Here is a 24,481-nt window from a genome sequence, read left to right as displayed (position 1 = left end):
GCACTCCGCGTGCCAAGCGCAGCGGTCCACGCAGTGGCGCTCCGCGTGACGGCCAGGCCCGTCGCGAAAACCGCCCGGCCCGTGACGATGCCCGTCAAGAGCCAGCGGTTAAAGGCCCACGCGAGAACCAGCCGAAGATCATGCACAAAGAGTCGAAAAGCGATCGCTTCCCGACGCCTGAGCAGCTCGATCAACTGCCGAACCGCCCGCGTGGCGAGAAGCCAGCGCTGCTGACGCGTAACCGCTAAAAATTGTGGGAGCGGGCTTGCTCGCGATTCAGGTACTTCGGGTTAACGGCTGCACCGAGGCAATCCAATCGCGAGCAAGCCCGCTCCTACGACAGCACACAAAAAAACGCCCCGGCTCTCACAAGCCGGGGCGTTTTTTTTAGCCGTTTAAAAGCGCTATTACTTGGCCTTTACGCCTTCCAGCGAGATATCCAGGCTCAGGGTCTGGTCCTTGCTTGGGGACTTGATGCCGAAATCCTGCAGGTTGATGGTGGTGGTCGCGTTGAAGCCAGCACGTTCGCCGCCCCACGGATCCTTGCCTTCGCCGTTGAACGTTGCCTTGAAGGTTACAGGCTTGGTCACACCGTGCAGGGTCAGGTCACCGGTTACGTCAGCTGTGTTGTCGCCAGTCGGCACAACCTTGGTCGACTTGAAGGTCGCTTCCGGGTACTTGCTCACGTCCAGGAAATCTTTGCTGGCGATATGCTTGTCACGTTCGGCGTGGTTGGAAAACAGGCTGGCGGTTTTCAGGGTCACGTCAATCTTGCTGTCGGCAGGTTTGGCTGCGTCCCACGAGAACGTACCGCTCCAGTCCTTGAAAGTACCGTGAATGAAGCTGAAGCCCAGGTGGCTGACTTTCCAGTCGATAAAGGCGTGCTGGCCTTCTTTGTCGATGGTGTAGTCAGCCGCCATGGCCTGACCTGCGGTCAGCATTGCGGTTCCGAGAGCCAGCGCAGCGAGGGTCTTTTTCAACATGCGTTCTATTCCTTTTGAGTTGAGGTTGAGCATCAGGCTTTGCGCCCCAGCATACGGTTCAGGGTCGCATCACGATCGATAAAGTGGTGTTTCAAAGCAACCAGACCATGAAGCCCTGCAAAAATGACCACGGCCCATGCCAGGTAAAGATGCACGACACCCGCTACATCAGCCTGGTCAGGCAGGTTGGAAATCAGTGCAGGGACTTCAAACAGGCCGAAAACCGGAATACCCACGCCTTCAGAGGTGGAAATCAGGTAGCCGGCGATCATCACGGCAAACAAACCCAGATACAAAAAACCATGCCCGAGTTTGGCACCGATTCGTGTTGCACGGCTGTAACTGGCCAGTGCCGGCGGTGCCGGGCTGAACCAGATCCATACAACGCGTAGCAGCATTACAGCGAATAGCGTCAGACCAATGCTTTTATGCAGGTCAGGCGCCTCTTTGCGCCAAGGGCTGTAATAGTCCAGACCGACCATCCACAACCCCAGTGCGAACAACCCGAACACCGCCAACGCAACAGACCAGTGCATGAAGATGCTGACGGCACCATAGCGAGAAGAAGAGTTACGTAGCTGCATGACCAACATCCTGTAGGAACTTGGGTCTAAGACTAATGGTTTACCTATCGATTGAAAGCGCATTTTATTGCTGCAAGCTATCGATAAATACGATCTGAAGCCTGAGAGTCAAACGTTAAGCAAACGTTAACAATATTTGTGTTGCCTGTGGGTGTCCAAGGCCGTCTTTGAATACGGAGTAAACGTAATAGGTTGTTACACGCCTGCGCATTGCATAGGCTTGCACTCTTGTTTGCCCGCACACGCCGGGAGCCAGCGCCAGGAGAGTGAAAATGGGCCTGAATAACCAGTGGATGCAACGCGACCTTGCCGTGTTGTGGCATCCCTGCACCCAAATGAAAGACCATGAACAACTGCCCTTGATCCCTATCAAGCGCGGCGAAGGCGTGTGGCTGGAAGACTTTGAAGGCAAGCGCTACCTCGATGCCGTGAGTTCCTGGTGGGTCAATGTGTTTGGCCACTGCAACCCGCGAATCAACCAGCGCATCAAGGATCAGGTCGATCAGTTGGAGCACGTGATCCTTGCAGGCTTCAGCCATCAGCCGGTGATCGAACTGTCCGAGCGGCTGGTCAAGATGACACCTGAAGGCCTGACCCGTTGCTTCTATGCCGATAACGGCTCGTCGTGCATCGAAGTTGCGCTGAAGATGAGCTTCCACTACTGGCTCAACCGTGAACAGCCAGACAAAAAGCGCTTCGTTACCCTGACCAACAGCTATCACGGTGAAACCATGGCCGCGATGGCCGTGGGCGATGTGCCGTTGTTCACTGAAACCTACAAGGCGTTGCTGCTCGACACCATCAAGGTGCCGAGCCCCGACTGCTACCTGCGCCCTGAAGGCGTGAGCTGGGAAGCGCATTCGCGCACGATGTTTTTGGCGATGGAGCAGACTCTCGCCGAAAATCATCAAACCGTGGCTGCGGTTATCGTTGAGCCGCTGATTCAGGGCGCGGGTGGCATGCGCATGTACCACCCGGTGTACCTCACACTGCTGCGCGAGGCCTGTGACCGTTACGGCGTGCACTTGATCCTTGATGAAATTGCCGTGGGCTTTGGCCGCACCGGCACCATGTTCGCCTGCGAACAGGCGGGTATCACGCCGGACTTCCTGTGTCTGTCCAAAGCGTTGACCGGTGGCTATTTGCCGTTGGCGGCCTGCATGACCACGGATGAGGTGTACAGCGCGTTCTACGACGATTACCCGACCCTGCGCGCCTTCCTGCATTCCCACAGCTATACGGGTAATCCGCTGGCCTGTGCCGCAGCGTTGGCGACGCTGGATATCTTCGAAGAAGACAACGTTATCGAGAACAACAAGGCCCTGGCTCAACGTATGGCCCTGGCGACTGCCCATCTGGTTGATCATCCTCATGTTTCGGAAGTACGTCAGACCGGTATGGTGCTGGCCATTGAAATGGTTCAGGACAAGGCCAGCAAAACCGCTTACCCGTGGCAGGAGCGTCGGGGGCTTAAAGTCTTCCAGCACGCCCTGGAGCGGGGTGCGTTGTTGCGCCCACTGGGTAGCGTGGTGTATTTCTTGCCGCCTTACGTAATCACCCCCGAGCAGATCGACTTTTTGGCTGAAGTGGCCAGTGAAGGGATCGATATCGCGACCCGCAGCGACATCAGCGTGGCCGTGCCATCGAATTTTCACCCGGACTTCCGTGACCCGGGTTAAACCGGGCCGTACTGTATCTCCTGTGGGAGCGGGCCTGCTCCCACATTAGCACCCGAATTTTCAGAGAATTTAAATGAGATTGTCCCGCTTTTTTATCGACGCTCCTTTGAGCCTTGGTGAGCATGAATTGCCTGAGGCTCAGGCGCATTACATTGGCCGCGTGCTGCGTATGGCCGAGGGCGATGCCTTGCAAGTGTTCGACGGCTCGGGCCAGGAGTTTCTGGGACGCTTGCTGGAAGTCGGCAAAAAGCGCGTACGCGTGCTGCTGGACGAAACCTTCGCAGGGCAAGTTGAATCGCCGTTGGCCATTCACCTCGGTCAGGGCCTGTCCCGTGGCGAGCGTATGGACTGGGCGATTCAAAAGGCCACCGAGCTGGGCGTGCGTGAAATCACCCCGATCATGAGCGAGCGCTGCGAAGTGCGGCTCAAGGACGAACGCGCCGACAAACGTCTGGCCCACTGGCGGCAGGTGGCGATCAGCGCCTGTGAGCAATGCGGCCGTTCGCGGGTGCCCGTTATCCATCCGCCGGTGTTGCTCAGCGACTGGATCAAAACCACTGAAGCCGACCTCAAGCTGGTGCTGCACCCGGTGTCAGAACCCTTGGCCAGCCACGCGAAACCTTCGCGCCTGGCGTTTTTGATCGGCCCCGAAGGCGGCCTGACCGATAACGAAATCGACCTGGCCCAGGCCGCCGGCTACCAGCCTGCACGCCTTGGCCCACGGGTGCTGCGTACCGAAACTGCGCCGGTTGTAGCCCTGGCCGTGGCGCAGCAGTTGTGGGGTGATTTCTAAGTCAGGCCCTGCTTTTTTGCTTTTGTGGGAGCAGGCTTGCTCGCGATGGGGTCGACGCGATTATCTAGACCTACCGCGGCGCCTGCATCGCGAGCAAGCCCGCTCCCACAAAGGCGTGGCCTTCAATTTCAGTCGTTTCGTACGACGTTTCGCTTTCATTCTCGTGAATCATCCGAGAAGATTCCGCTCGCTTGCGCCTGTTCAAATCGGGGAATAGTCTCGGCCCATCGCTGCAAATCAGCGGTCGGGTTTAGTAGCCTGGTAGATGAGCAAGGCGCAAGGCGCCACCTTAGTGAGGCGCTTTTTTTCGGCCCCGCTTTATGGTGGCCGTGCGCAGGGCGCCCTCGGGCGCGCCGGTTTCCGAGCTCACCGGTCTACTAACCTGCGTACGGCTGCCACCCGTTCGTTTTGGTGTTGTCGGTCATGCACTTGGTGGAGCTGGCCAAGGGTTATGTCGACAAGTCGCTGGATACGCTGGCAACGCACTGAAGCAGCACGCGCCTGAGTGCAGCAGGCGCGTTTTGGGGCAGCTGGTTTGAAGGTGAGGGTGTAACGGAAGACTTTTTTTGACGCCCTTACTCCACCGGGTCACTCACCGGCTTGGCGATGATCTGTTTTAGCTCGGCGGTCATCGGGAACTCCAGGTTCAGGCCGTTGGGCGGGATCGGTTGTTCGAACCAGCGCTGGTAAATGCTGGTGATTTCCCCGGACTGATACAGGTCGGCCAGGGTCTTGTTCACCACCGCCAGGAACTGCGGGTCGTCCTTGCGCACCATGCAGCTGTAGATTTCACGGGATTGCTCATCCCCTACAACCACCCATTTGTGCGGATCACGAGCTTTGGCACGTTCGCCGTAGAGCAGCGCATCGTCCATATAAAACGCAACGGCGCGGCCGGTTTCGAGCATCTTGAAGGCTTCACCATGATCTTTGGCACTGATCACGTTCATGCCCATTTTGTGGTCGGCGCTGTAGCTTTTGATAAAGCGTTCGTTGGTGGTGCCTGCCGTTGTCACCACGTTTTTGTCGCGCAAATCATCAAAGCCCTTGATGCCGCTGTCCTTGGCGGTCAGCAGTTGGCCTTTGACGTAAATAAACCCATAGGAAAATGCCACCTGTTTTTGCCGTTCGGCGGTCACGCCGGTTGAGCCGCATTCCAGGTCTACGGTGCCGTTCTGCACCAGCGGGATGCGGGTTTGCGAGGTCACCAGGTTGTATTTGACCTTCAGCGGTTTGCTGCCCACTTGCTGCTGGATGCGCTCGACGATTTTATTGGCCAGCTCCACCGAATAGCCCATGGGCTTGCCGCTGTTATCGCCGACATAGGAGAACGGCACCGATGCATCGCGATAACCCAGGGTAATACTTCCCGAGTCGGCGATTTTTTTCAGTGTGCCCTGCAACGGGGCTTCGTTGGCTTGTACGGCATGGCTGATTAACAGGCCCAGCGTGCAACTGATCAAGGCAAATTTTTTCATTGTTGTTTTCCCCTCACACAGATTAATGACGAACTGCAATCACGCTGATTTCCACCAATACCTCAGGCCGTGCCAGCTCCGCCTGCAGGGTGGTGCGGGTGGGCGCCTTGCCTGCCGACAGCCAGGCTGACCACACGGCATTCATGGCCGCAAAGTCGCGCTGGATGTTTTGCAGGTAAAGGGTGGCGTTAACGATGTGGTCTTTATCGCTGCCAGCTTCGGCCAACAGGGCGTCGATCTTGCTCAACACTTCTTGCGTTTGCGCGGTAATGTCCTCGCTTTGCGTAGGCACCTGTCCCGACAGAAACACCAGGGCTTCAAACGTCGCGGCGGCGCTCAAACGGTCATTGCTGTTGATGCGTTGAATGGTCATAGGGCTTTCCTTGTGGACGGGATGGCGCACTCAGGCGGCCAGGCCTTGCATGTCAATGGAGGTTTTGCGTTGTGCAATCAGTTCGCTGAGCAAGCGCCCGCTGCCGCAGGCCAGGGTGAAGCCCAGGGCGCCGTGGCCCAGGTTGAGCCACAGGTTGCGATAACCGCTGGCACCCAGGATGGGTACGCCGCTGGGGGTTGCAGGGCGCATGCCAGCCCATTCGATGGCGGTTTGATAGTTGCCCGCATCCGGGAAAGTGCTGCTGGCCAGTTGACGCATTTGCGCCAGGCGCTTGGGGTCCGGGGCAGGGTCGAAGCCGACGATATCGACCATCGCGGCGATGCGCAGTTGCTCGCCGATACGCGCGTAGACAATTTTGCGGTCGTAGTCGGTAATGCTCACTTGTGGTGCCTTTTGCGGGTCGGTCAGGGCCAGCGTAAGGCTGTAACCCTTGAGCGGGTACAACGGCAGGTGTAGCCCCGGCAGGCGCAGGGCCGGGCTGTTGTGCCCGGCGGCGAGCACCAGTTGGTCCACGGCCAGAACCTCGTCGCCCATTTCCACTGCCTGTACCGCCCCGTTGGCGTGGCGAAGCCGGGTGACGGTCTTGCCCAGCATAAAGGTGCAACGGCCACTGGCCTGCAAGCGGGCGGCCAGTTGCTGACAGAATCCGTGGCAATCCCCGACCTCTTCGCTGGGGGTATAAATACCGCCGACGAATGCCGAGCCTTGCAGCCCGGGTTCCAGGCTGGCGCACTCGCCGGCAGTCAGTGCTTGTTGAAATGAGCTGTGGATAACTTTTTTCCGGGCCTTTTCAAAGTTGCCGCGCTCACGGAACGCCACCAGCTTGCCGTTGCGCTGCCAGGCGAAGCCGTCGAGCTGATCTTCTTCGCGCCACTGCTGCAGCGTGGCCTGGCTGAGCAATGCCAGGCGCAGCAAATGCGCGCCATTGCGCTGGTTCACCGAGCCACGGCAGGCAGCCACAAACGAGGCCAGCCAGCGCCATTGGGCCGGGTCCATGCGCGGGCGCAGCTTGAGGGGCGAGTCGCCGCGCAACATCCAGCCCATCGCTTGCCACGGCACGCCGGCATCGGCCAGCGGTGCTACATAGCGGTAGGAGAGCTGGCCACCATTGGCAAAGCTGGTCTGGCTGCCCAAAGTCGGGCGGGCCTCGATCACCGTCACTTCAAAGCCGTCGCGCACCAGGGCATACGCTGTAGCCAGCCCGATTACGCCCCCGCCGATGATGCAAACTCGCTGTGCCATGTCAGTCCTCACCCTTGCTGTTCGGGCTTCAGATTAGGGGCAGGTGACAGGCGGCGAACAATGAATAAAGATGGTCATCCCATAAACAAAGGTTATGGACTACTGCCATGCGCTTGCGTCATATCGAAGTGTTTCAGGCGATTCGCCAAACCGGTTCTGTCAGTGCGGCGGCGCAGTTGCTGCATGTGTCGCAGCCTGCGGTGAGCAAGGTGCTGCAACACGCTGAGCAGCGGCTGGGGTTCCCGTTGTTTCTGCGGGTACGCGGCAAATTGCAGCCCACCCCGGAAGCGCTATTGCTCGAGCGCGAAGTCGACAAGGTGACCGAGAGCCTGCAAGGGGTGCAGCGTCTGGCGCAAAGCCTGCGGCGTACGCCGGGGCATCGTTTGCGCATTGGCAGTACGCCAGCCTTGGCATTGGCGCTACTGCCGCCCGTGATCAGCGAGTGGAAGCACCGATATCCGGACATCAACTGTGAACTGGTCAGTGCTCATACACGTGAATTGATCCAGAACCTGTTGATGCGCGAACTGGACGTAGCCCTGACCTTCAAACTGCCCGACCACCCGGGCCTCAAGGCCCAGGCGTTGGCCCACGGCGTATTGGTGGCACTGGCTCCGCGGGGGTTCTGGCCTGATGCAAGTGAAGGTGTGCCACTGGCGCTGGATGAACTGGCGGATGCGCCTTTGATCGGCCTGAGCAGTGCCGATCCGTTGTTTGCACGGCTGGACAGCTACCTGCAATCGGTTGAGCCGCCGCCACGTATCAGCATTGCGGTACAAACCTATTCACTGGCGCGGGCGATGGTGGAGGCGGGGGCCGGGTTGGCGGTGATCGATCCGTTTACGGCGCTGGGAGCGTCGCGGGCGAGTACCGTGATCCGGCCTCTGAGCCCCGCACTACCGATTACGCTGTATGCGCTGACCCGGGCCGATGAGGCCCCGGTACATACGCTGGAAGGGTTGCTGCAACTGTTCGCAGAGCGTGCCAGCGAACAGTTGCAGCGGTTGGCGGGTTGATAACGCGATTTAACAGTGTGGGAGCGGGCTTGCTCGCGATAATGGCCGCGCGATTTGTCTGAGTGACCACGGCGCTACCATCGCGAGCAAGCCCGCTCCCACAGGGTGGGGGTTACTTCGGCAAGGCGTACACCACCACCTGATCACCTACCTGATCTTTCAAGATCGAGTTGCCCCCCGCTACAAACGCCACATACTGACGGCCCTTGTATTCATAGATCGCGGGGTTGGCCACGGCAGGGGCCATGACGATGTCCGACCACAATTCCTTGCCGTCATCCAGGGAGTAGGCGCGCACCTTGGCATCCATCGAGGCACCGATAAACACCACGCCACCGGCCGTTACTGCCGGGCCACCAATGGTCGGTGAGCCCATGCTTTCAGGCATGTACCAGCCCCATTGCTGCACGGCACCCATCGGCCGGCGCCATTTCACGTCACCGGTGTTCATGTTGATTGCCACGATTTCACCGAAAGGCGGTGCCCAGCACGGCATGCCTGCCCAGTTTTGCGCGTTCAGCAAACTCATGCCGTAAGGCGCGCCGATCTGTGGGTAGAAGCCGTTTTCGTTGCCGGAGTCTTTAGGCTGCTTGTCGTAGGAAGCGCGATCCCACAGCTTGATCATCTGCACGATGTGCGAGGTGTTCACAATGGCCACCTGGCTCACCGGGTCAAACGCGACACCGCCCCATTGCACCCCACCGGCGCTGTCCGGGTAAGCCAGGACGCCGTTGCCTTTGGTCGAAGGCGGTGAGTACATGCCGTTGTATTCCAGGCCATCCCACATTTTGCTGCACTGGCCGAAACCGACGATATCGGCGATTTTCCAGATGGCTGGTTTTTTCGACTGATCCAGCAGCGGCGCAGGTTTGGTCGGGAACGGCTGGGTCGGTGAGTAGACTTCGCCGTCGGCGTCGCCTTTGGGTACGGGGCGCTCTTCGATCGGCCACACGTCTTCACCGGTACGGCGGTCGACGGTAAACAGGAAGCCCATTTTGGTCGCTTGTACCAATGCCGCTACAGGCTTGCCATCGACGGTGATATCCATCAGCGTTGGCGCCGAGTTGATGTCGTAGTCCCACAAGTCATGGTGAACCCACTGACGAGACCAGACGACCTTGCCGGTATTGATATCCAGCGCAGTGGTGGAGGTTCCCAGAGGAATCGGTTTGGTCCGGTTGCCGCCCCAGTAGTTGGGTGACGGTGAGGACACGGGGATGTACAGCAAGCCCAGAGCCGGGTCATAAGACATCGCGGTCCAGATGTTAGCGGTACCGGTTTTGCCAGCTTCTTCATCCGGGATCGGCTTGAATTCCCATTCCAGCTCACCGGTGCGGGCATTGAGGGCAAACAGCGAGCCCGGTGATTCAACTTCGTATTCCCAGTCTTTGCCGGCCCAGCCCACGATCAGCTTGTCGCCAATAACGGTGGGGGGTTGCAGCTGGGAAAGTGGCCACTTGGCGTTGACCTTGTTCCACTGGTTGACGTCCACCACGCCATTTTTACCGAAGCCTTCGCAGGGTTTACCGGTATCGGCATCCACCGCGTACAGCTGTGCGGTCATATTGCCCAGGTACACGACCTTCTGGCAGGCCACGCCCGCTTGCGGGTTTTTTTCCTGCCAGTAGGCCACACCGCGTGATTTAAGCGCGGGCTGGGTTTCGGCCACCAGGGGCGATTTGGTGTCGTAGGTCCACTTCTCTTTGCCGGTCTCGGGCTCAAGGGCAATGATCCGGTAGAACGGCGTGCCGACGTAGAGTGTGTCATTGGCGAAAATGGGCGTGGCGGACCATACCGATGGCGGAATTTTGCCGGTGCCGGTGGACATGTCGCCGGTGAAGTACTGCCAGACTTTGGTCAGTTTACCGACGTTGTCCTTGTTGATCTGGGTGAGGGGCGAGTACTTCTGCGAGCTGAGCTGGCCGTGGAAGCTGTCCCATTCCTTGCCGCTGGGGATCGGGATTCTGGCGTCTTCGGCAGAGACGCTCGACGGTGCCAGCAACGGTGGCGGTACGGTGTAGGTGTCCTGGGCGTAAGCGTTGGATACCCCGGCGAGCAGGCACAGCGCCGGTGCTGTCAAAATGTGCTTCTTGATCCCGTTCATATCGCGCTCCTTGCTGGCTTGGGGCCAAAGGTTTCAATGACAACACCCACGGCGTAGACCAGCAGGGCAATCACTGTCCACCAACCATGCAGCAGGCTGGCGGCAAAAATGGTGCCTATCGCACCGGCCCAGCCCAGAAACAGGACGAAGTTGCGCAAGCCTCCTGCCCCGGTCTTGAGCAGCAGTACGCCCAGGACAAACAGCACCAGTTCGGCAAACATAGTGGTCATTGCCCCGCCGGAACCCGTCACACCGGACAATGGCATAAAGAACCGCCCTGCCGTAATGGCCAGGGCAGCCAGAGCCGCGATGATCATGATATGGGCACCCAGTTGGCGCCTGGGCGGTGCGTAGGCTGCAGAAGTACTCATCCCTTTCTCCTTAGCGATTCATGCCCGAGGGCATCACGGAAAGTGAGTGTAGCCAAGGCGGAGGAAATCGCCGGGAGGATGCAAGCGGCAGCAATCTTTGTGGGAGCGGGCTTGCTCGCGATACAGGCGGCTCGGTCTCTTTGACAGACCGAGTAGATGCCATCGCGGGCAAGCCCGCTCCCACAGGAAATGTGAGTGTCAGTGCGCCTGCTCAGCCTCCACCGGCGCATCCTTGGTCACATGCTTGACCAGTTTGCCGATGGTCAGGCCCTGGAACAGGATCGAGGACAGCACCACGATATAAGTGATACTCAGGATCAGGTCGCGCTCCGGGCCCAGCGGTAAGGCCAGGGCCAGCGCCACCGAAACACCACCGCGCAAGCCGCCCCAGGTGAGGATACGGATAGTGCCGCGCGGCACGGTGCGCCAGCGGCGCAGCAAGACAATGGCCGGGGCCACAGTCAGCAGGCGCGACAGCAAAATGGCCACGGCCAAACCACTGGCAGCCAGCAGATGCAGCCACGAGAACGGCAGCAGCAAGAGTTCCATGCCGATCAGCGCAAACAGCAGCGCATTGAGCATGTCATCCAGCAGCTCCCAAAAACCGTCCATGTAGCGACGGGTCATCTCGTTCATGGCCTTGTTGCGGCCCAGGTTGCCGATGATCAAACCGGCGACCACCATCGCAATCGGTGCCGATACATGCAGCTCACTGGCCATGGCCGAGCCGCCAATCACCAGGGCCAGGGTCAGCATCACTTCGATCTGGTATTGCTCGATGCTCTTGATCATGCGGTACACCAGGTAACCGATCAGGCCGCCGAACACCACGCCGCCAATGGCTTCGTGGGCGAACAGCATGGCCGTGGCGCTCAGGCTAGGTGTTTCGCCCAGTTGCACGATGCCCAACAGCACGGTGAACACCACAACGGCGGTGCCGTCATTGAACAGCGACTCACCGACGATGGTGGTTTTCAGTGGCTTGGAGGCATTGGCTGTACGCAGCACGCCGAGCACGGCAATCGGGTCGGTGGGGGAGATCAGTGCACCGAACAGCAGGCAGTACAGGAAGCTGATATGCCAGCCGAACAGGCCGAAAATCCAGTACGCGAGGCTGCCGATCACCGTAGTGGCGATCAATACGCCGACCGTGGCCAGCAAGCCAATGGGCCAGCGATAGCTGCGCACGTCGTTGAAATTCACATGCAGGGCGCCGGCAAACAGCAGGAACGACAGCATCCAGTTCATCAGCAGGTCGCCGAAGTCGATCTGGCCGATCAGCTCTTGCACGCGCTCTTCCAGCCCGGGGTAACCGAGAAAGCTCAAGCCTTGCAACAGCAGGGAAAACATCAGGGCGGTGACCATCACGCCAATCGTCGGCGGCAGGCCGATAAAGCGGAAGTTCACATAAGTCAGTAGTGAGGTCAGGCAGATAAACGCAGCAACAAGCTCAAGCATCCGGGATCCTGTGGTGGCGAGAGTGAATGGAAATCCGATGGGTTCGGGTCATGTTTGGATGCAAAAACGGGCGTCAGGGGCACATCCCGGGGGTGTGGCAAACGGACGCGAAGTGCGAGGTCATTGACCACAATGCTGCACTGAGGTTGCATGGTGGCGCTTGCGGCAGTCGCAGGTTGATAACAATAAGGAGTCTGCGGTGCTGGCAACGGTGTTGGTGTTGGTCGCGGCGGTATTGCACGCGATCTGGAACACCCTGATCAAGTTCAGCGGTGAGCGCTTGCTGGTGATCGCCTGCATGGACACGGTGGCGCTGGTGGTGGTGGCGGCGCTGGTGGGGTTTGCGCAATGGCCACCGGCGGATATCTGGCCGTGGATCCTGGCGTCGGTATTTTTCGAGCTGGTGTATCGGGTGCTGCTGATCCGCGCGTATCGGGTGGGGGATCTGGGTCTGGTGTACCCGCTGATGCGCGGGCTTTCGCCGCTGGTGGTGCTGGCGCTGACCCTGACCTTTGCCGGAGAAGTGCTGACCGGGCAGCAGATTATCGGTATTTTGCTGATCCCGTGCGGCATGGCCTGCCTGTTGTGGCAGGGCGGTGGCGGTGATCGTCTGCCCTGGTCGATGCTGCCGGTCGTGGCGCTGATCGGCCTGTGTATCGGTTGCTATACCTTCCTGGATGGCCAGGCAATCCGGCGCTGGTCGCACCCGCTGGATTACCTGGTATGGGTCACGCTGCTCAGCGCCTGGCCGTTTCCGTTGCTGGCGGTTACCCGCAAGCGTGCCGCGTTTGCGCTGTTCTGGCGTACACAATGGCGATTGGGCGTGGCGGTGGGGGTTTGCGTGCTGGCCAGCTATGCGCTGGTGCTGTGGGCCATGCAACTGGGCTCGATTGCCGAGGCGGCGGCGCTGCGTGAAGTCAGTGTGATTCTGGTGGTGCTGTTCGGTATGCGTTACCTCAAAGAACCTTTCGGCGGACCGAGGCTCTTAGCCTGTGGGCTGGTGCTGATCGGCATGCTCGTGATGAAACTCTAAAAAGGAAATTCCAATGACGGTTGCTTTCTGGTGTGTGCTGATTGCCTTCTGTTTGACCTATGTGTGTACCGCCTTTGCCAAGTTCAGTGACGGCAAGTTCGGGCCCAGGCAAAACCATGATCCGCGTACGTTTCTTGACGGCCTGCAAGGGTTTGCCAAGCGTGCCCACAGTGCCCAGCTCAACAGCTTTGAAGTGACCCCGGCTTTTGCCGCGGCGGTGATCATTGCCGATATCGTCGGCAACGCCCAGCCGGTGACCATTGACGTGCTGGCGGTGCTGTTTATTACCAGTCGCATGCTCTACATCATCTGCTACCTGGCTGACTGGGCGATGCTGCGTTCCATCGTGTGGTTTATCGGCATGGGGCTGGTGGTCAGCTTCTTTTTTGTGTCGATGTAACGCAATCACCACACTGCCTGTGGGAGCGGGCTTGCTCGCGATGTCGGCGATGCGGTTTACCTGATGCGCCGCAGTGATGCCATCGCGAGCAGGCTCGCTCCCACAAGGGCAGTTACAACGGCAACGCCGCCCCTTTAGGCCACAGCAGCCAGATATTGCCCTTCTGTTTCATGTCGCCTGCAATTTGCCCTGCCTCGGGGCCCGTACCGACAAAGAAGTCGGCCCGCACTTCGCCGGCAATGGCGCCGCCGGTGTCCTGGGCGGCAACCGGGCGCACGATGGGCTGGCCGTCGGCCTGGGTGGTCGATAACCACAACAGGCTGCCCAGCGGGATTACCTTGCGGTCCACTGCCACGCTGTAACCGGCCGTCAGCGGCACGTTCAGCGAGCCGCGCGGGCCTTCGTTGCTGTCGGGGTTCTGAGTGAAGAACACGTAGCTCGGGTTGCTGGCAAGCATCTCGTGGACACGCTGCGGGTTGGCCATGGCCCAGGCGTGAATGGTGCCCATGGTCACGTCTTCTTTTTTCAGCTCGCCTTGCTCGACCAGCCAGCGGCCAATCGGTTTGTACGGGTGGCCGTTCTGGTCGGCATAGCCAATGCGCAGTTGACGGCCATTGTCCAGCTGGACCCGGCCAGAGCCCTGGATCTGCAGGAATTGCAGGTCCATCGGATCGGTCAGCCACGCCAGTACCGGAGCATTCAGGCCGTTGCTGTTGATGGTTTCAGCGGTGTCGTAAGGTTTGAGTACACGGCCTTCGAGGCGACCGCGCAGGCGTTTGCCTTTGAGCTCGGGGTAAATGCTGTCCAGGTTGACCACGATCAGATCAGACGGTACGCCGTAGATCGGTACATTGGCCGCCTGGGTGGGCTTGAGGCTGCCCGGGTAAACGGGTTCGTAGTAACCGGTGATCAGGCCGTCGCTGCTGCCTTCGGCCGAACGCAAGCTGTAGACGTCGAGGTGGGTTTGCAGGAAGTTGCTGATTTCGGCCACGCTGGGGCTGGCAGGCAGGGCCGCAGCGTCGCTGCATACCGGCCCCCAGTTGGCGTCGGCCTTGAGACGGGTGCAGGCGCTGCGCCATGAAGCGAAGCCGCTTTGCAGGTCATTGCCTGTCACTTCAGGCAGCGCACTCCAGTCGGCTTTGCTGTAGGTCGTGTGAGGTTCAGGTTTTGCGGCATTTTTGTCCGCGTCCTTGTCGGTGCCGTTGCACCCGGCCAGGAGCATGACAACGGGCAGCGCCCAGGCCAGTGGTTTGAAAAATATGTTCATTGACGCTGTTCCTTAACGGCTGCCGAGGTCTGATGGCCTTCAAGGCAACCCGTATATTTAATAAGGGTATTGGTCTTTACGGGTGACACGAGGATACTGGCGGCCGATTTCCGTGACCTGAAGCCACCATGATTCTTAAACGATTGACTGTTGTAGTGCTGGCCTGCCTGACGCTGACGGCGTGTGGCGGGGTTGATCCCGATTCGCCGCTGGGCCAGCGTAAAGCGATTTTCAAGCAAATGCTAAAGACCAGTGAAGATCTGGGCGGCATGTTGCGGGGTCGAATTCCGTTCGATGGTCCGCGCTTTACCGCAGGCGCTATCAAGTTGGATGCGTTGGCTTACGAGCCGTGGAAGCATTTCCCTCAAGTAAAGGAGAGCGATCAAACCAGCGCTACTGATGACGTCTGGCAAAAGCAGGCACGTTTTCAGGAGTTGGCGCGGCAGTTGGAGGCTGCTACGGGTGAGCTGGTTATCGCCAGCCAGGTGCAACCCTACAAGGCCAGTAACCTGATGCCTGCGGTGCAGAAGGTCGAAGACACCTGCAGTGCGTGCCACAAGGCATTCAGGAATCACTGAGTAAAGTTGAGCCGGTACCCACCTGCTGTGGGAGCGGGCTTGCTCGCGATGCAGGTGACGCGATCTGTCAGGCAGACCGCAGCGATCCCATCGCGAGCAAGCCCGCTCCCACAGGGCGAATTACTTGTCCAGCTGATCCAGCGCTTCCTGCAGTTCCTTGCGCGATTCGGCCAGCTTGTTTTTGCGCTTGTCGATTTTTTCCGGATCGCCTTTCTTCATGGCCTTGTCCAGATCTGCCTGGCGCTTGCTGACTTCGTGCTTGGCTTCCAGCACCTTGTTTTCGCGTTCCTTGCGCAGGCCCGCGTCGGTGCAATGGGCTTCAACTTCGCTCAGGGCTTTTTCCAGGCCTGCTACCTGGTTGCTGTTGCCGTGGGCACGCGCTTGCTCAAGTTGCAGGGTGATGGCCTGCTTCTTGGCAGCACAGCCGGTCAGTTCAGGCGCTGTGTCGGCGGCCATCAGCGGGGCAGCCAACAGGCCGCAGACAGTAAACAGGGCGAGCGGTGAAAGTAATTTCATAAATAGCTCCATGACCAAAGATGACAATTAAATAAGGTCGAAAGAACGCTGCACAAGCGTCGTTCGGCGGTTCGAAACCGTGGATGTTAGCAGCATCCGTACGCAAGCAATCCGTTGCGCGATGCCCGCCAGCAGCAAAAAGCCCCGAACAGTCGCCTGTCCGGGGCTTTTGGTGCAGCAGGCTTACTTACAAACCAGCGGCAGTACGCAGTTCTTCAGCGCGGTCGGTACGCTCCCACGTGAACGTGGTGAAGGTATCGTCGCCAACCGTTTTGGTCTGCGGGATACGGCCGAAGTGACCGTATGCTGCAGTTTCCTGGTACATCGGGTGCAGCAGATCAAGCATCTTGGTGATGGCGTATGGACGCAAGTCGAACACCTCACGCACCAGCTTGATGATCTTGTCGTCGGAAATTTTGCCAGTGCCGAAAGTATTCAACGAAATCGAAGTCGGTTGAGCGACGCCGATTGCGTAGGAAACCTGGATCTCGCAACGCTCAGCCAGGCCGGCAGCCACGATGTTCTTGGCCACGTAACGACCGGCGTAGGCCGCCGAACGGTCAACCTTGGATGGATCTTTACCCGAGAACGCGCCGCCGCCGTGACGGGCCATGCCGCCGTAGGTGTCAACGATGATCTTGCGACCGGTCAGGCCGCAGTCGCCAACCGGGCCACCGATGATGAACTGGCCAGTAGGGTTGATGTGGAACTGGGTGTCTTTGTGCAACAGATCAGCAGGCAGCACGTGCTTGACGATCAGCTCCATGACGCCTTCGCGCAGGTCTTTGTTCGACACTTCCGGGTTGTGCTGGGTCGACAGCACGATGGCGTCGATGGCCACAACCTTGCCGCCTTCGTAACGGCAAGTGACCTGGGACTTGGCGTCCGGGCGCAGCCACGGCAGCAGGCCGGATTTGCGGGCTTCTGCCTGGCGCTGTACCAACTGGTGAGAGAAGGTGATCGGTGCCGGCATCAGCACGTCGGTTTCGTTGCTGGCGTAGCCGAACATCAGGCCCTGGTCGCCGGCGCCCTGATCTTCAGGCTTGGCGCGGTCTACACCCTGGTTGATGTCAGGAGACTGCTTGCCGATGATGTTCATCACGCCGCAGGTAGCACCGTCGAAGCCGACGTCGGAGCTGGTGTAACCGATGTCGGTGATCACGTCACGAACGATCTGCTCCAGGTCAACCCAGGCCGAAGTGGTGACTTCGCCGGCGATGATTGCTACGCCGGTTTTCACCAGAGTCTCGCACGCCACACGGGCGAACTTGTCTTCAGCAATGATGGCGTCCAGCACCGCGTCAGAAATCTGGTCGGCGATTTTGTCCGGATGCCCTTCAGACACGGACTCGGAGGTGAAAAGGGAGTATTCGCTCATCTCGACGGTTTCCTAATATTTACCGATGGTGAGTGTCGCCAGCTGGCCGCTGAAAGTGGCGGACCTGAAGCTGGAAACCATTACGTAAGCCTACATAGAGGCTTTCCCCGGGAACGAGTCCCGCAGCGGTGGCCCAACGGGCCAGATCATCTTGTTCAAAACCCAGCCATAAATCACCGCAGGCCTCGCGGGCCCACGCCTGATTATGGCTGCACAACTCTGTTACCAGCAGGCTACCGCCCGGTTGCAGCAAGGTCGCCAGTTGCCTGAGTGCTTCGGCCGGTGCAGCGAAATGGTGCAAGACCATGTTCACGACCACGCAATCGACCTGGATCGGTGCTTCATGCAGCGCGTCGGCCAGGATCAGGCTGACGTTGTTCAGTGACTCGCGTTCACACAACTGGCGGGCCAGCTCCAGCATCACCGGGCTGTTGTCCAGCGCCGTGACCTGATGGAAACGACGGGCCAGGTCGGGCAAGAAGCTGCCATCGCCGGGGCCGACTTCCAGGGCTGTGGCCCCCGGGCCGAAGCTCAGTTTGTCGAGCAGGGTTAAAACACTGTCACGGTATTGCGGCAAGCCGGCGATCAAATCCTGTTGAGCGCGAAATTTCTCGGCTATGCGTGAGAAAAAGTCCTGACTGGCGGCTGCACGTTGGCCGTGTACGGCGCTGATGCGCGCCTGTACATCGGCGGGCAAGGCCAGGTTATCGACCTCTTCCAGCAGTGCTGCATGCAATTTGCCGCCCAGTTGTTCGGTATGGGGCAGGGCGCGGCGATAAAAAATCGCGTTGCCTTCACGCCGGGTTGCAACCAGCCGTGCCTGGGACAGCACCTTGAGGTGGTGGCTCATGCCGGACTGCCCGGTGGCGAAAATCTGTGTCAGTTCCAGCACACCAAACGAATCATTGGCCAACGCGCGCAGCACATTGAGTCGCAGCGGATCGCCTCCAGCCTTGCACAGGGCGGAGAGCTCGTCGCAATCGTCATGGCGGATTGAAGGCACGCGTAAGTTCATGGGGCCGCAGTCTAGTTACCCGCTCAAGCCCCCGCAAGTTCAATATCAAAACTTTTTGATATTGGTCGATAAATGGCACGTTTGTCGGGTGGAATGTGCTTATTAACGAAATGAAATGTCCGATCCTTAACAGATTGCCTGCCTGAACAAAGGAAAAACGTTTCAGCTGACTATCTGTCATTGCCCCGAGGGGGTGGGTGAGGGAAAATGCTCGCCTTTTTTCCGTTTCGATTTAACTTCCAATACCCAGGAGAACAGCGATGCCCAGCCGTCGTGAGCGTGCCAACGCCATTCGTGCACTCAGCATGGATGCCGTGCAAAAAGCCAACAGCGGTCATCCAGGTGCCCCTATGGGTATGGCGGATATCGCCGAAGTACTGTGGCGCGATTATCTGAAGCACAACCCGAGCAATCCTTCGTTCGCTGACCGTGACCGCTTCGTGCTGTCCAACGGCCACGGTTCGATGCTGATCTACTCGTTGTTGCACCTGACCGGCTATGACCTGTCGATCGACGACCTGAAAAACTTCCGCCAGCTGCACAGCCGCACCCCGGGCCACCCGGAGCTGGGCTACACGCCGGGCGTTGAAACCACCACTGGCCCGTTGGGTCAGGGCCTGGCCAACGCTGTGGGCTTTGCCCTGGCCGAAAAAGTCATGGGCGCGCAGTTCAACCGTCCTGGCCATAACGTTGTCGATCACCACACCTACGTGTTCCTGGGTGATGGCTGCATGATGGAAGGCATTTCCCACGAAGTTGGCTCGCTGGCCGGCACCCTGGGCCTGAGCAAACTGATCGCTTTCTACGATGACAACGGCATCTCCATCGATGGCGAAGTTGAAGGCTGGTTTACCGACGACACGCCAAAGCGTTTCGAAGCCTACAACTGGCAAGTGATCCGTAACGTTGACGGTCACGACCCGGAAGAAATCAAGACCGCGATCGAAACCGCACGCAAAAGCGACCAGCCAACGCTGATCTGCTGCAAGACCACCATCGGTTTCGGTTCGCCGAACAAGCAGGGCAAGGAAGACTGCCACGGTGCTCCACTGGGCAACGATGAAATCGCCCTGACCCGCAAGGCCCTGAACTGGAACCACGGTCCATTTGAAATCCCGGCTGATATCTACGCCGAATGGGATGCCAAGGAAGTCGGTGCTGCGGTTGAGTCCGAGTGGGACAAGCGCTTCGCTGCCTACGCTGCCGAGTTCCCTGAGCTGGCCGCCGAGCTGTCCCGTCGCCTGAGCGGCAAGCTGCCAGCTGACTTCGATGCCAAGGCCAACGCCTACATCGCTGAAGTCGCGGCCAAAGGCGAAACCATCGCCAGCCGTAAAGCCAGCCAGAACGCGCTGAATGCCTTCGGCCCGTTGCTGCCTGAATTGCTGGGCGGCTCCGCTGACCTGGCCGGCTCCAACCTGACCCTGTGGAAAGGTTGCAAAGGTGTTTCGGCTGAAGACGCCAGCGGCAACTACGTGTACTACGGTGTACGTGAGTTCGGCATGAGCGCCATCATGAACGGCGTTGCCCTGCACGGCGGCCTGGTGCCTTACGGTGCAACCTTCCTGATGTTCATGGAATACGCCCGCAACGCCATCCGCATGTCGGCCCTGATGAAACAGCGCGTGATCTATGTGTTCACCCACGACTCCATCGGTCTGGGCGAAGACGGCCCGACTCACCAGCCGATCGAACAGCTGACCAGCCTGCGTACTACGCCGAACCTGGACACCTGGCGCCCGGCCGATGCGGTGGAATCCGCAGCTGCCTGGAAATACGCCCTGGAGCGCAACGACGGCCCGTCCGCGTTGATCTTCTCGCGTCAGAACCTCAACCACCAGAACCGTGATGCCGGCCAGATTGCCGATATCAACCGTGGTGGCTACGTGCTCAAGGACTGCGCAGGCGAGCCTGAGCTGATCCTGATCTCGGCCGGTTCCGAAGTGGGCCTGGCTGTTCAGGCCTGGGAAAAACTGACCGAGCAGGGCCGCAAGGTTCGTGTGGTGTCGATGCCATGCACCAGCGTGTACGAAGCTCAAGATGCGGGCTACAAGCAGTCGGTTCTTCCGCTGCAGGTGAGCGCCCGTATCGCCATTGAAGCCTCCCACGCTGACTACTGGTACAAGTACGTGGGCCTGGAAGGCCGCGTGATCGGCATGACCACCTACGGCGAGTCGGCGCCTGCGCCTGCCTTGTTCGAGGAGTTCGGCTTCACCCTGGAAAACATCCTGGGTCAGGCTGACGAGCTGCTGGAAGACTAAGTAACAAAGTGGCTGCCTTATTCGCGAGCAGGCTCGCTCCCACATGGGCTATGTAGATCCCTGTGGCAGCGAGCCTGCTCGCGAAATAGTAGTGGTGAAGGATTCACCTTGGTAATCGAGAACCCCATGCCTCAACCGCGTCCCTACAAAGTTGCACTCAACGGCTACGGCCGGATTGGTCGTTGTGTCTTGCGTGCGTTGTTCGAGCGAGGGGCTTCTGCCGGGTTTGAAATTGTTGCACTCAATGATTTGGCCGATATGGCCAGTCTCGAATATTTGACGCGCTTCGACTCCACCCATGGCCGGTTTCCCGGCGAGATACGGATCGAAGGCGACTGCCTGCATATCAATGGCGACTGCGTGAAAGTGTTCCGCAGTGCCACCCCCGAAGGGATCGACTGGGCCGCGCTGGGCATTGACCTGGTGCTGGAATGCTCCGGTGTCTACAACACCCGTGCCGACGGCCAGCGCTTTCTGGATGCCGGGGCTCCCGGCGTACTTTTTTCGCAACCGATGGCCAGCGACGCCGATGTCGACGCCACCATTGTCTACGGCGTCAACCAGCACAGCCTGACGGGCGAAGAGCGCCTGGTGTCCAACGCTTCCTGCACCACCAATTGCGGCGTACCGCTGTTGCGTCTGCTGGATCAGGCGCTTGGCCTGGAGTACGTGTCGATCACCACGATTCACTCGGCGATGAACGATCAGCCGGTCATCGATGCCTACCATCATGAAGACCTGCGACGTACTCGCTCGGCCTTTCAGTCGGTGATTCCGGTATCGACCGGCCTGGCCAAAGGCATTGAGCGCCTGTTGCCGGAACTTGCCGGCCGAATTCAGGCCAAAGCAGTACGGGTGCCGACCTTGAACGTGTCGTGCCTGGACATCACCCTGACCACGGCCCGGGATACCGATGCCGCAGAAGTGAACCGCCTGCTGCGCGAGGCTGCCACCAGCGGCCCGCTCAAAGGCTTGCTGGCCTACACCGAGCTGCCGCACGCCAGCTGTGATTTCAATCATGACCCTCATTCGGCCATTGTCGATGCCAGCCAAACCCGCGTTTCCGGCCCCCGGCTGGTGAACCTGCTGGCCTGGTTCGACAACGAATGGGGTTTTGCCAATCGAATGATCGATGTGGCAGAGCACTACTTGCACGTTACCCACCCAAAATCCGTTCTCTAACATTAGAAACTCAGGAATTGCGACCCATGACCGTGTTGAAGATGACCGACCTCGATCTGCAAGGTAAACGCGTACTGATCCGCGAAGACCTCAACGTCCCAGTCAAGGACGGTGTAGTCACCAGCGATGCGCGTATCCTCGCTTCGCTGCCGACCATCAAGCTGGCGTTGGAAAAAGGCGCGGCGGTTATGGTCTGCTCGCACCTGGGACGTCCGACTGAAGGCGAGTTCTCGGCTGAAAACAGCCTCAAGCCTGTAGCCGAGTACCTGAGCAAGGCCCTGGGCCGTGAAGTGCCGCTGGTCAGCGATTACCTCAATGGTGTCGACGTCAAAGCCGGCGACATCGTGCTGTTCGAGAACGTGCGCTTCAACAAGGGCGAAAAGAAAAACGCCGACGAACTGGCCAAGCAATACGCCGCCCTGTGCGACGTGTTTGTGATGGACGCTTTCGGCACCGCTCACCGCGCCGAAGGTTCGACCCACGGCGTGGCCAAGTTTGCCAAGGTTGCTGCGGCAGGCCCTCTGCTGGCTGCTGAACTGGAAGCACTGGGCAAGGCCCTGGGCGCCCCGGCCAAGCCAATGGCGGCCATTGTTGCTGGCTCCAAGGTGTCGACCAAGCTTGAAGTGCTCAACAGCCTGAGCCAGATCTGCGATCTGCTGATCGTGGGTGGCGGTATCGCCAACACTTTCCTGGCCGCTGCCGGTCACCCGGTGGGCAAGTCGCTGTACGAGCCCGACCTGCTGGAAACCGCTCGCGCCATCGCTGCCAAGGTCAACGTGCCCCTGCCTACCGACGTAGTCGTGGCCAAGGAGTTCGCTGAAAGTGCCGCTGCCACCGTCAAGCTGATTGCCGACGTGGCTGCTGACGACATGATCCTGGATATCGGCCCGCAAACTGCTGCGCATTTCGCCGAGCTGCTCAAGTCTTCGAAGACTATCCTGTGGAACGGTCCGGTTGGCGTGTTCGAGTTCGACCAGTTCGGCAACGGCACCAAGGTTCTGGCCCGGGCCATTGCCGACAGCGCAGCGTTCTCGATTGCGGGTGGCGGCGACACTCTGGCGGCGATCGACAAATACGGCATTGCTGATCAAATCTCCTACATCTCCACCGGCGGTGGTGCATTCCTGGAGTTCGTCGAAGGCAAGGTACTGCCTGCCGTTGAAATCCTGGAAAGCCGCGCCAAAGCCTGAAGGTGTTTCAGGCCCTGAAAGGAAGCATGGACATGGTCAAGTTGTTACCGCTGTTGATGATCGCGGGCTTTTTGGCCGGTTGCGCCGGCTCGAGCGAGTCGGTGCCCGAGGCTGCAACCCCTGAAGAGAGTGGTTGTTACCAGGCTGACTGGCAGGCGCAAAGCGTGCCGCTGGTCAATAAACGCTCAGGGCCCGAGGCGCTGGAAAAATACGAGTCGCCCAAGCCTTCACAAGAGCGCGGGTGCCCATGATTTGAAATGCGGCCCACCCAATGGGCCGCATAGCTATAGCTGAAGCTGTAACGTTTCAGCTAAATCGCATTGGCCATATCGGGGCAAACCCCCGATCTGCAATAACTTGAATAGCAGCCGCCGCTACGGCAGGCTTGCACGATTAACGACCCTTGTCCGGGAGAGACACACACAATGGCACTTATCAGCATGCGCCAGATGTTGGACCACGCCGCCGAATTCGGCTACGGCGTTCCAGCCTTCAACGTAAACAACCTTGAGCAGATGCGCGCCATTATGGAAGCCGCTGACAAGACCGACTCCCCGGTGATCGTTCAGGCCTCGGCCGGTGCGCGCAAGTACGCGGGTGCTCCTTTCCTGCGTCACCTGATCCTGGCTGCAATCGAAGAATTTCCGCATATCCCGGTGTGCATGCACCAGGACCACGGCACCAGCCCTGACGTGTGCCAGCGCTCGATCCAGCTGGGCTTCAGCTCGGTGATGATGGACGGCTCGCTGGGTGAAGACGGCAAGACCCCGACCGACTACGACTACAACGTTCGCGTGACTCAGCAAACCGTTGCCCTGGCGCACGCTTGCGGCGTATCGGTTGAAGGCGAGCTGGGCTGCCTGGGTTCGCTGGAAACCGGTATGGCTGGCGAAGAAGACGGCATCGGTGCAGAAGGCGTTCTGGATCACAGCCAGATGCTGACCGACCCGGAAGAAGCGGCTGACTTCGTCAAGCGCACCCAGGTAGATGCCCTGGCAATTGCCATCGGTACTTCCCACGGCGCTTACAAGTTCACCAAGCCACCGACTGGCGACGTACTGGCAATCGACCGTATCAAAGAGATCCACAAGCGCATTCCGAACACTCACCTGGTGATGCACGGTTCGTCCTCTGTTCCACAAGAGTGGCTGGCGATCATCAACGAGTTCGGCGGCGACATCAAAGAAACCTACGGTGTCCCGGTAGAAGAAATCGTTGAAGGCATCAAGCACGGCGTGCGCAAGGTCAACATCGACACCGACCTGCGTCTGGCATCGACTGGCGCGATGCGTCGCCTGATGGCAACCAACCCGAGCGAGTTTGACCCGCGCAAGTTCTTCGGCGCCACTGTAACGGCCATGCGTGACGTGTGTATTGCCCGTTACGAAGCCTTCGGTACTGCCGGTAATGCTTCGAAGATCAAGCCGATCTCCCTCGAAGCCATGTACCAGCGTTACCTCAAAGGTGAGCTGAACGCCAAGGTCAACTAAGACCGGCGCGTACTAAAAAGCCCGCAGCGATGCGGGCTTTTTTGTGGGTGTCAGTTGCAGCCCTCTCCCTCC

Annotated in this window: 23 protein-coding genes and 1 pseudogene; 12 read left to right on the top strand and 12 right to left on the bottom strand. The window is 59.3% G+C overall.

Features of this window, described 5'->3' with window-relative positions; genetic code table 11:
• Positions 1–248: pseudogene (locus GHO42_RS09150) on the top strand (DEAD/DEAH box helicase); the annotation flags it as partial.
• 159 nt (positions 249–407) lie between these two features.
• Here GHO42_RS09150 and GHO42_RS09145 read toward each other — a convergent pair.
• Both GHO42_RS09145 and GHO42_RS09140 read right to left on the bottom strand, forming a co-directional pair.
• Positions 408–983, bottom strand: coding sequence for a YceI family protein (locus GHO42_RS09145; RefSeq protein WP_094999874.1), 576 nt, complete (start codon positions 981–983; stop codon positions 408–410).
• 32 nt (positions 984–1,015) lie between these two features.
• Positions 1,016–1,567, bottom strand: a complete 552-nt coding sequence (locus tag GHO42_RS09140; RefSeq protein ID WP_094999875.1) for a cytochrome b — start codon at positions 1,565–1,567, stop codon at positions 1,016–1,018.
• Positions 1,568–1,839: 272 nt separating this feature from the next.
• On the opposite strand from GHO42_RS09140, the gene GHO42_RS09135 reads away from it, so the two are divergent.
• On the top strand, positions 1,840–3,246 hold the full coding sequence (locus GHO42_RS09135; protein WP_095020460.1) for an adenosylmethionine--8-amino-7-oxononanoate transaminase: 1,407 nt from the start codon (positions 1,840–1,842) through the stop codon (positions 3,244–3,246).
• Positions 3,247–3,319: 73 nt separating this feature from the next.
• Entirely contained in the window at positions 3,320–4,039 is a 720-nt protein-coding gene (locus GHO42_RS09130; protein ID WP_095031819.1) for a 16S rRNA (uracil(1498)-N(3))-methyltransferase, read from the top strand.
• 575 nt (positions 4,040–4,614) lie between these two features.
• Here GHO42_RS09130 and GHO42_RS09125 read toward each other — a convergent pair.
• The 3 genes from GHO42_RS09125 to GHO42_RS09115 are packed head-to-tail and all read right to left on the bottom strand — an operon-like array spanning position 4,615 to position 7,153.
• Positions 4,615–5,517, bottom strand: coding sequence for a transporter substrate-binding domain-containing protein (locus tag GHO42_RS09125; protein ID WP_095020458.1), 903 nt, complete (start codon positions 5,515–5,517; stop codon positions 4,615–4,617).
• 22 nt (positions 5,518–5,539) lie between these two features.
• The gene (locus tag GHO42_RS09120; protein WP_094999879.1) at positions 5,540–5,890 is read right to left on the bottom strand and encodes a RidA family protein; all 351 of its coding nucleotides are present in this window, start codon (positions 5,888–5,890) and stop codon (positions 5,540–5,542) included.
• A 30-nt stretch (positions 5,891–5,920) separates the two neighbouring features.
• Entirely contained in the window at positions 5,921–7,153 is a 1,233-nt protein-coding gene (locus GHO42_RS09115; protein WP_094999880.1) for a D-amino acid dehydrogenase, read from the bottom strand.
• Between the two features lie 107 nt (positions 7,154–7,260).
• Between GHO42_RS09115 and GHO42_RS09110 the strand changes: the two genes are divergently transcribed.
• On the top strand, positions 7,261–8,169 hold the full coding sequence (locus GHO42_RS09110) for a LysR family transcriptional regulator (protein WP_095025296.1): 909 nt from the start codon (positions 7,261–7,263) through the stop codon (positions 8,167–8,169).
• 112 nt (positions 8,170–8,281) lie between these two features.
• Here the strand turns inward: GHO42_RS09110 and GHO42_RS09105 are convergent, their stop codons facing one another.
• The 3 genes from GHO42_RS09105 to GHO42_RS09095 all read right to left on the bottom strand — a co-directional run bounded on the left by GHO42_RS09105 (position 8,282) and on the right by GHO42_RS09095 (position 12,102).
• The gene (locus GHO42_RS09105) at positions 8,282–10,273 is read right to left on the bottom strand and encodes a pyrroloquinoline quinone-dependent dehydrogenase (protein ID WP_150628468.1); all 1,992 of its coding nucleotides are present in this window, start codon (positions 10,271–10,273) and stop codon (positions 8,282–8,284) included.
• Positions 10,270–10,644, bottom strand: coding sequence for a hypothetical protein (locus GHO42_RS09100; RefSeq protein ID WP_094999883.1), 375 nt, complete (start codon positions 10,642–10,644; stop codon positions 10,270–10,272). The genes GHO42_RS09105 and GHO42_RS09100 overlap by 4 nt, the downstream gene beginning before the upstream one ends.
• Positions 10,645–10,842: 198 nt before the next feature.
• Positions 10,843–12,102 (bottom strand): sodium:proton antiporter, encoded by a 1,260-nt coding sequence (locus tag GHO42_RS09095; protein WP_083369739.1) that lies wholly within the window; start codon positions 12,100–12,102, stop codon positions 10,843–10,845.
• A 199-nt stretch (positions 12,103–12,301) separates the two neighbouring features.
• Between GHO42_RS09095 and GHO42_RS09090 the strand changes: the two genes are divergently transcribed.
• Both GHO42_RS09090 and GHO42_RS09085 read left to right on the top strand, forming a co-directional pair.
• On the top strand, positions 12,302–13,135 hold the full coding sequence (locus GHO42_RS09090; RefSeq protein ID WP_094999884.1) for a DMT family transporter: 834 nt from the start codon (positions 12,302–12,304) through the stop codon (positions 13,133–13,135).
• 13 nt (positions 13,136–13,148) lie between these two features.
• Entirely contained in the window at positions 13,149–13,535 is a 387-nt protein-coding gene (locus tag GHO42_RS09085) for an MAPEG family protein (RefSeq protein WP_095019477.1), read from the top strand.
• Between the two features lie 112 nt (positions 13,536–13,647).
• Here GHO42_RS09085 and GHO42_RS09080 read toward each other — a convergent pair whose 3' ends face one another.
• Positions 13,648–14,802 (bottom strand): murein transglycosylase A, encoded by a 1,155-nt coding sequence (locus GHO42_RS09080; protein WP_150628467.1) that lies wholly within the window; start codon positions 14,800–14,802, stop codon positions 13,648–13,650.
• A 128-nt stretch (positions 14,803–14,930) separates the two neighbouring features.
• Here GHO42_RS09080 and GHO42_RS09075 point away from each other — a divergent pair, with 128 nt between their 5' ends.
• The gene (locus GHO42_RS09075) at positions 14,931–15,380 is read left to right on the top strand and encodes a cytochrome c (RefSeq protein ID WP_094999887.1); all 450 of its coding nucleotides are present in this window, start codon (positions 14,931–14,933) and stop codon (positions 15,378–15,380) included.
• Positions 15,381–15,500: 120 nt separating this feature from the next.
• On the opposite strand, the gene GHO42_RS09070 is transcribed toward GHO42_RS09075, so the two are convergent.
• From GHO42_RS09070 to GHO42_RS09060, 3 genes are all read right to left on the bottom strand, one after another.
• Entirely contained in the window at positions 15,501–15,896 is a 396-nt protein-coding gene (locus GHO42_RS09070) for a DUF1090 domain-containing protein (RefSeq protein ID WP_094999888.1), read from the bottom strand.
• Between the two features lie 187 nt (positions 15,897–16,083).
• Positions 16,084–17,274, bottom strand: a complete 1,191-nt coding sequence (metK, locus tag GHO42_RS09065) for a methionine adenosyltransferase (protein WP_094999889.1) — start codon at positions 17,272–17,274, stop codon at positions 16,084–16,086.
• Between the two features lie 19 nt (positions 17,275–17,293).
• Entirely contained in the window at positions 17,294–18,289 is a 996-nt protein-coding gene (locus GHO42_RS09060) for a metalloregulator ArsR/SmtB family transcription factor (protein ID WP_094999890.1), read from the bottom strand.
• 260 nt (positions 18,290–18,549) lie between these two features.
• On the opposite strand from GHO42_RS09060, the gene tkt reads away from it, so the two are divergent.
• From tkt to fba, 5 genes are all read left to right on the top strand, one after another.
• Entirely contained in the window at positions 18,550–20,547 is a 1,998-nt protein-coding gene (tkt, locus tag GHO42_RS09055) for a transketolase (protein ID WP_095025301.1), read from the top strand.
• Between the two features lie 126 nt (positions 20,548–20,673).
• On the top strand, positions 20,674–21,729 hold the full coding sequence (gene epd, locus GHO42_RS09050; RefSeq protein WP_095019480.1) for an erythrose-4-phosphate dehydrogenase: 1,056 nt from the start codon (positions 20,674–20,676) through the stop codon (positions 21,727–21,729).
• Positions 21,730–21,755: 26 nt separating this feature from the next.
• Positions 21,756–22,919: a phosphoglycerate kinase gene (locus tag GHO42_RS09045; RefSeq protein ID WP_094999893.1), complete on the top strand. Its 1,164-nt coding sequence runs from the start codon at positions 21,756–21,758 to the stop codon at positions 22,917–22,919.
• A gap of 32 nt (positions 22,920–22,951) precedes the next feature.
• The gene (locus GHO42_RS09040) at positions 22,952–23,170 is read left to right on the top strand and encodes a hypothetical protein (protein ID WP_094999894.1); all 219 of its coding nucleotides are present in this window, start codon (positions 22,952–22,954) and stop codon (positions 23,168–23,170) included.
• Between the two features lie 174 nt (positions 23,171–23,344).
• Positions 23,345–24,409 carry a class II fructose-bisphosphate aldolase gene (fba, locus tag GHO42_RS09035; RefSeq protein ID WP_004419605.1) on the top strand — a complete coding sequence of 355 codons (1,065 nt, stop codon included), beginning with the start codon at positions 23,345–23,347 and terminating at the stop codon, positions 24,407–24,409.
• Positions 24,410–24,481: the final 72 nt, after the last annotated feature.

Origin of the sequence: Pseudomonas sp. FSL R10-0056 (assembly GCF_009600105.1) — a bacterium.
Lineage (GTDB): Bacteria > Pseudomonadota > Gammaproteobacteria > Pseudomonadales > Pseudomonadaceae > Aquipseudomonas > Aquipseudomonas bubulae.
This window is presented reverse-complemented; position numbering and strand designations above follow the sequence as displayed.

What these genes read in the sequence shown, in the direction of transcription:
- GHO42_RS09145 (WP_094999874.1), bottom strand. Translation starts at nt 983, where the DNA reads ATGTTGAAAAAGACCCTCGCTGCGCTGGCTCTCGGAACCGCAATGCTG.
- GHO42_RS09140 (WP_094999875.1), bottom strand. Translation starts at nt 1,567, where the DNA reads ATGCAGCTACGTAACTCTTCTTCTCGCTATGGTGCCGTCAGCATCTTC.
- GHO42_RS09135 (WP_095020460.1), top strand. Translation starts at nt 1,840, where the DNA reads ATGGGCCTGAATAACCAGTGGATGCAACGCGACCTTGCCGTGTTGTGG.
- GHO42_RS09130 (WP_095031819.1), top strand. Translation starts at nt 3,320, where the DNA reads ATGAGATTGTCCCGCTTTTTTATCGACGCTCCTTTGAGCCTTGGTGAG.
- GHO42_RS09125 (WP_095020458.1), bottom strand. Translation starts at nt 5,517, where the DNA reads ATGAAAAAATTTGCCTTGATCAGTTGCACGCTGGGCCTGTTAATCAGC.
- GHO42_RS09120 (WP_094999879.1), bottom strand. Translation starts at nt 5,890, where the DNA reads ATGACCATTCAACGCATCAACAGCAATGACCGTTTGAGCGCCGCCGCG.
- GHO42_RS09115 (WP_094999880.1), bottom strand. Translation starts at nt 7,153, where the DNA reads ATGGCACAGCGAGTTTGCATCATCGGCGGGGGCGTAATCGGGCTGGCT.
- GHO42_RS09110 (WP_095025296.1), top strand. Translation starts at nt 7,261, where the DNA reads ATGCGCTTGCGTCATATCGAAGTGTTTCAGGCGATTCGCCAAACCGGT.
- GHO42_RS09105 (WP_150628468.1), bottom strand. Translation starts at nt 10,273, where the DNA reads ATGAACGGGATCAAGAAGCACATTTTGACAGCACCGGCGCTGTGCCTG.
- GHO42_RS09100 (WP_094999883.1), bottom strand. Translation starts at nt 10,644, where the DNA reads ATGAGTACTTCTGCAGCCTACGCACCGCCCAGGCGCCAACTGGGTGCC.
- GHO42_RS09095 (WP_083369739.1), bottom strand. Translation starts at nt 12,102, where the DNA reads ATGCTTGAGCTTGTTGCTGCGTTTATCTGCCTGACCTCACTACTGACT.
- GHO42_RS09085 (WP_095019477.1), top strand. Translation starts at nt 13,149, where the DNA reads ATGACGGTTGCTTTCTGGTGTGTGCTGATTGCCTTCTGTTTGACCTAT.
- GHO42_RS09080 (WP_150628467.1), bottom strand. Translation starts at nt 14,802, where the DNA reads ATGAACATATTTTTCAAACCACTGGCCTGGGCGCTGCCCGTTGTCATG.
- GHO42_RS09075 (WP_094999887.1), top strand. Translation starts at nt 14,931, where the DNA reads ATGATTCTTAAACGATTGACTGTTGTAGTGCTGGCCTGCCTGACGCTG.
- GHO42_RS09070 (WP_094999888.1), bottom strand. Translation starts at nt 15,896, where the DNA reads ATGAAATTACTTTCACCGCTCGCCCTGTTTACTGTCTGCGGCCTGTTG.
- metK (WP_094999889.1), bottom strand. Translation starts at nt 17,274, where the DNA reads ATGAGCGAATACTCCCTTTTCACCTCCGAGTCCGTGTCTGAAGGGCAT.
- GHO42_RS09060 (WP_094999890.1), bottom strand. Translation starts at nt 18,289, where the DNA reads ATGAACTTACGCGTGCCTTCAATCCGCCATGACGATTGCGACGAGCTC.
- tkt (WP_095025301.1), top strand. Translation starts at nt 18,550, where the DNA reads ATGCCCAGCCGTCGTGAGCGTGCCAACGCCATTCGTGCACTCAGCATG.
- epd (WP_095019480.1), top strand. Translation starts at nt 20,674, where the DNA reads ATGCCTCAACCGCGTCCCTACAAAGTTGCACTCAACGGCTACGGCCGG.
- GHO42_RS09045 (WP_094999893.1), top strand. Translation starts at nt 21,756, where the DNA reads ATGACCGTGTTGAAGATGACCGACCTCGATCTGCAAGGTAAACGCGTA.
- GHO42_RS09040 (WP_094999894.1), top strand. Translation starts at nt 22,952, where the DNA reads ATGGTCAAGTTGTTACCGCTGTTGATGATCGCGGGCTTTTTGGCCGGT.
- fba (WP_004419605.1), top strand. Translation starts at nt 23,345, where the DNA reads ATGGCACTTATCAGCATGCGCCAGATGTTGGACCACGCCGCCGAATTC.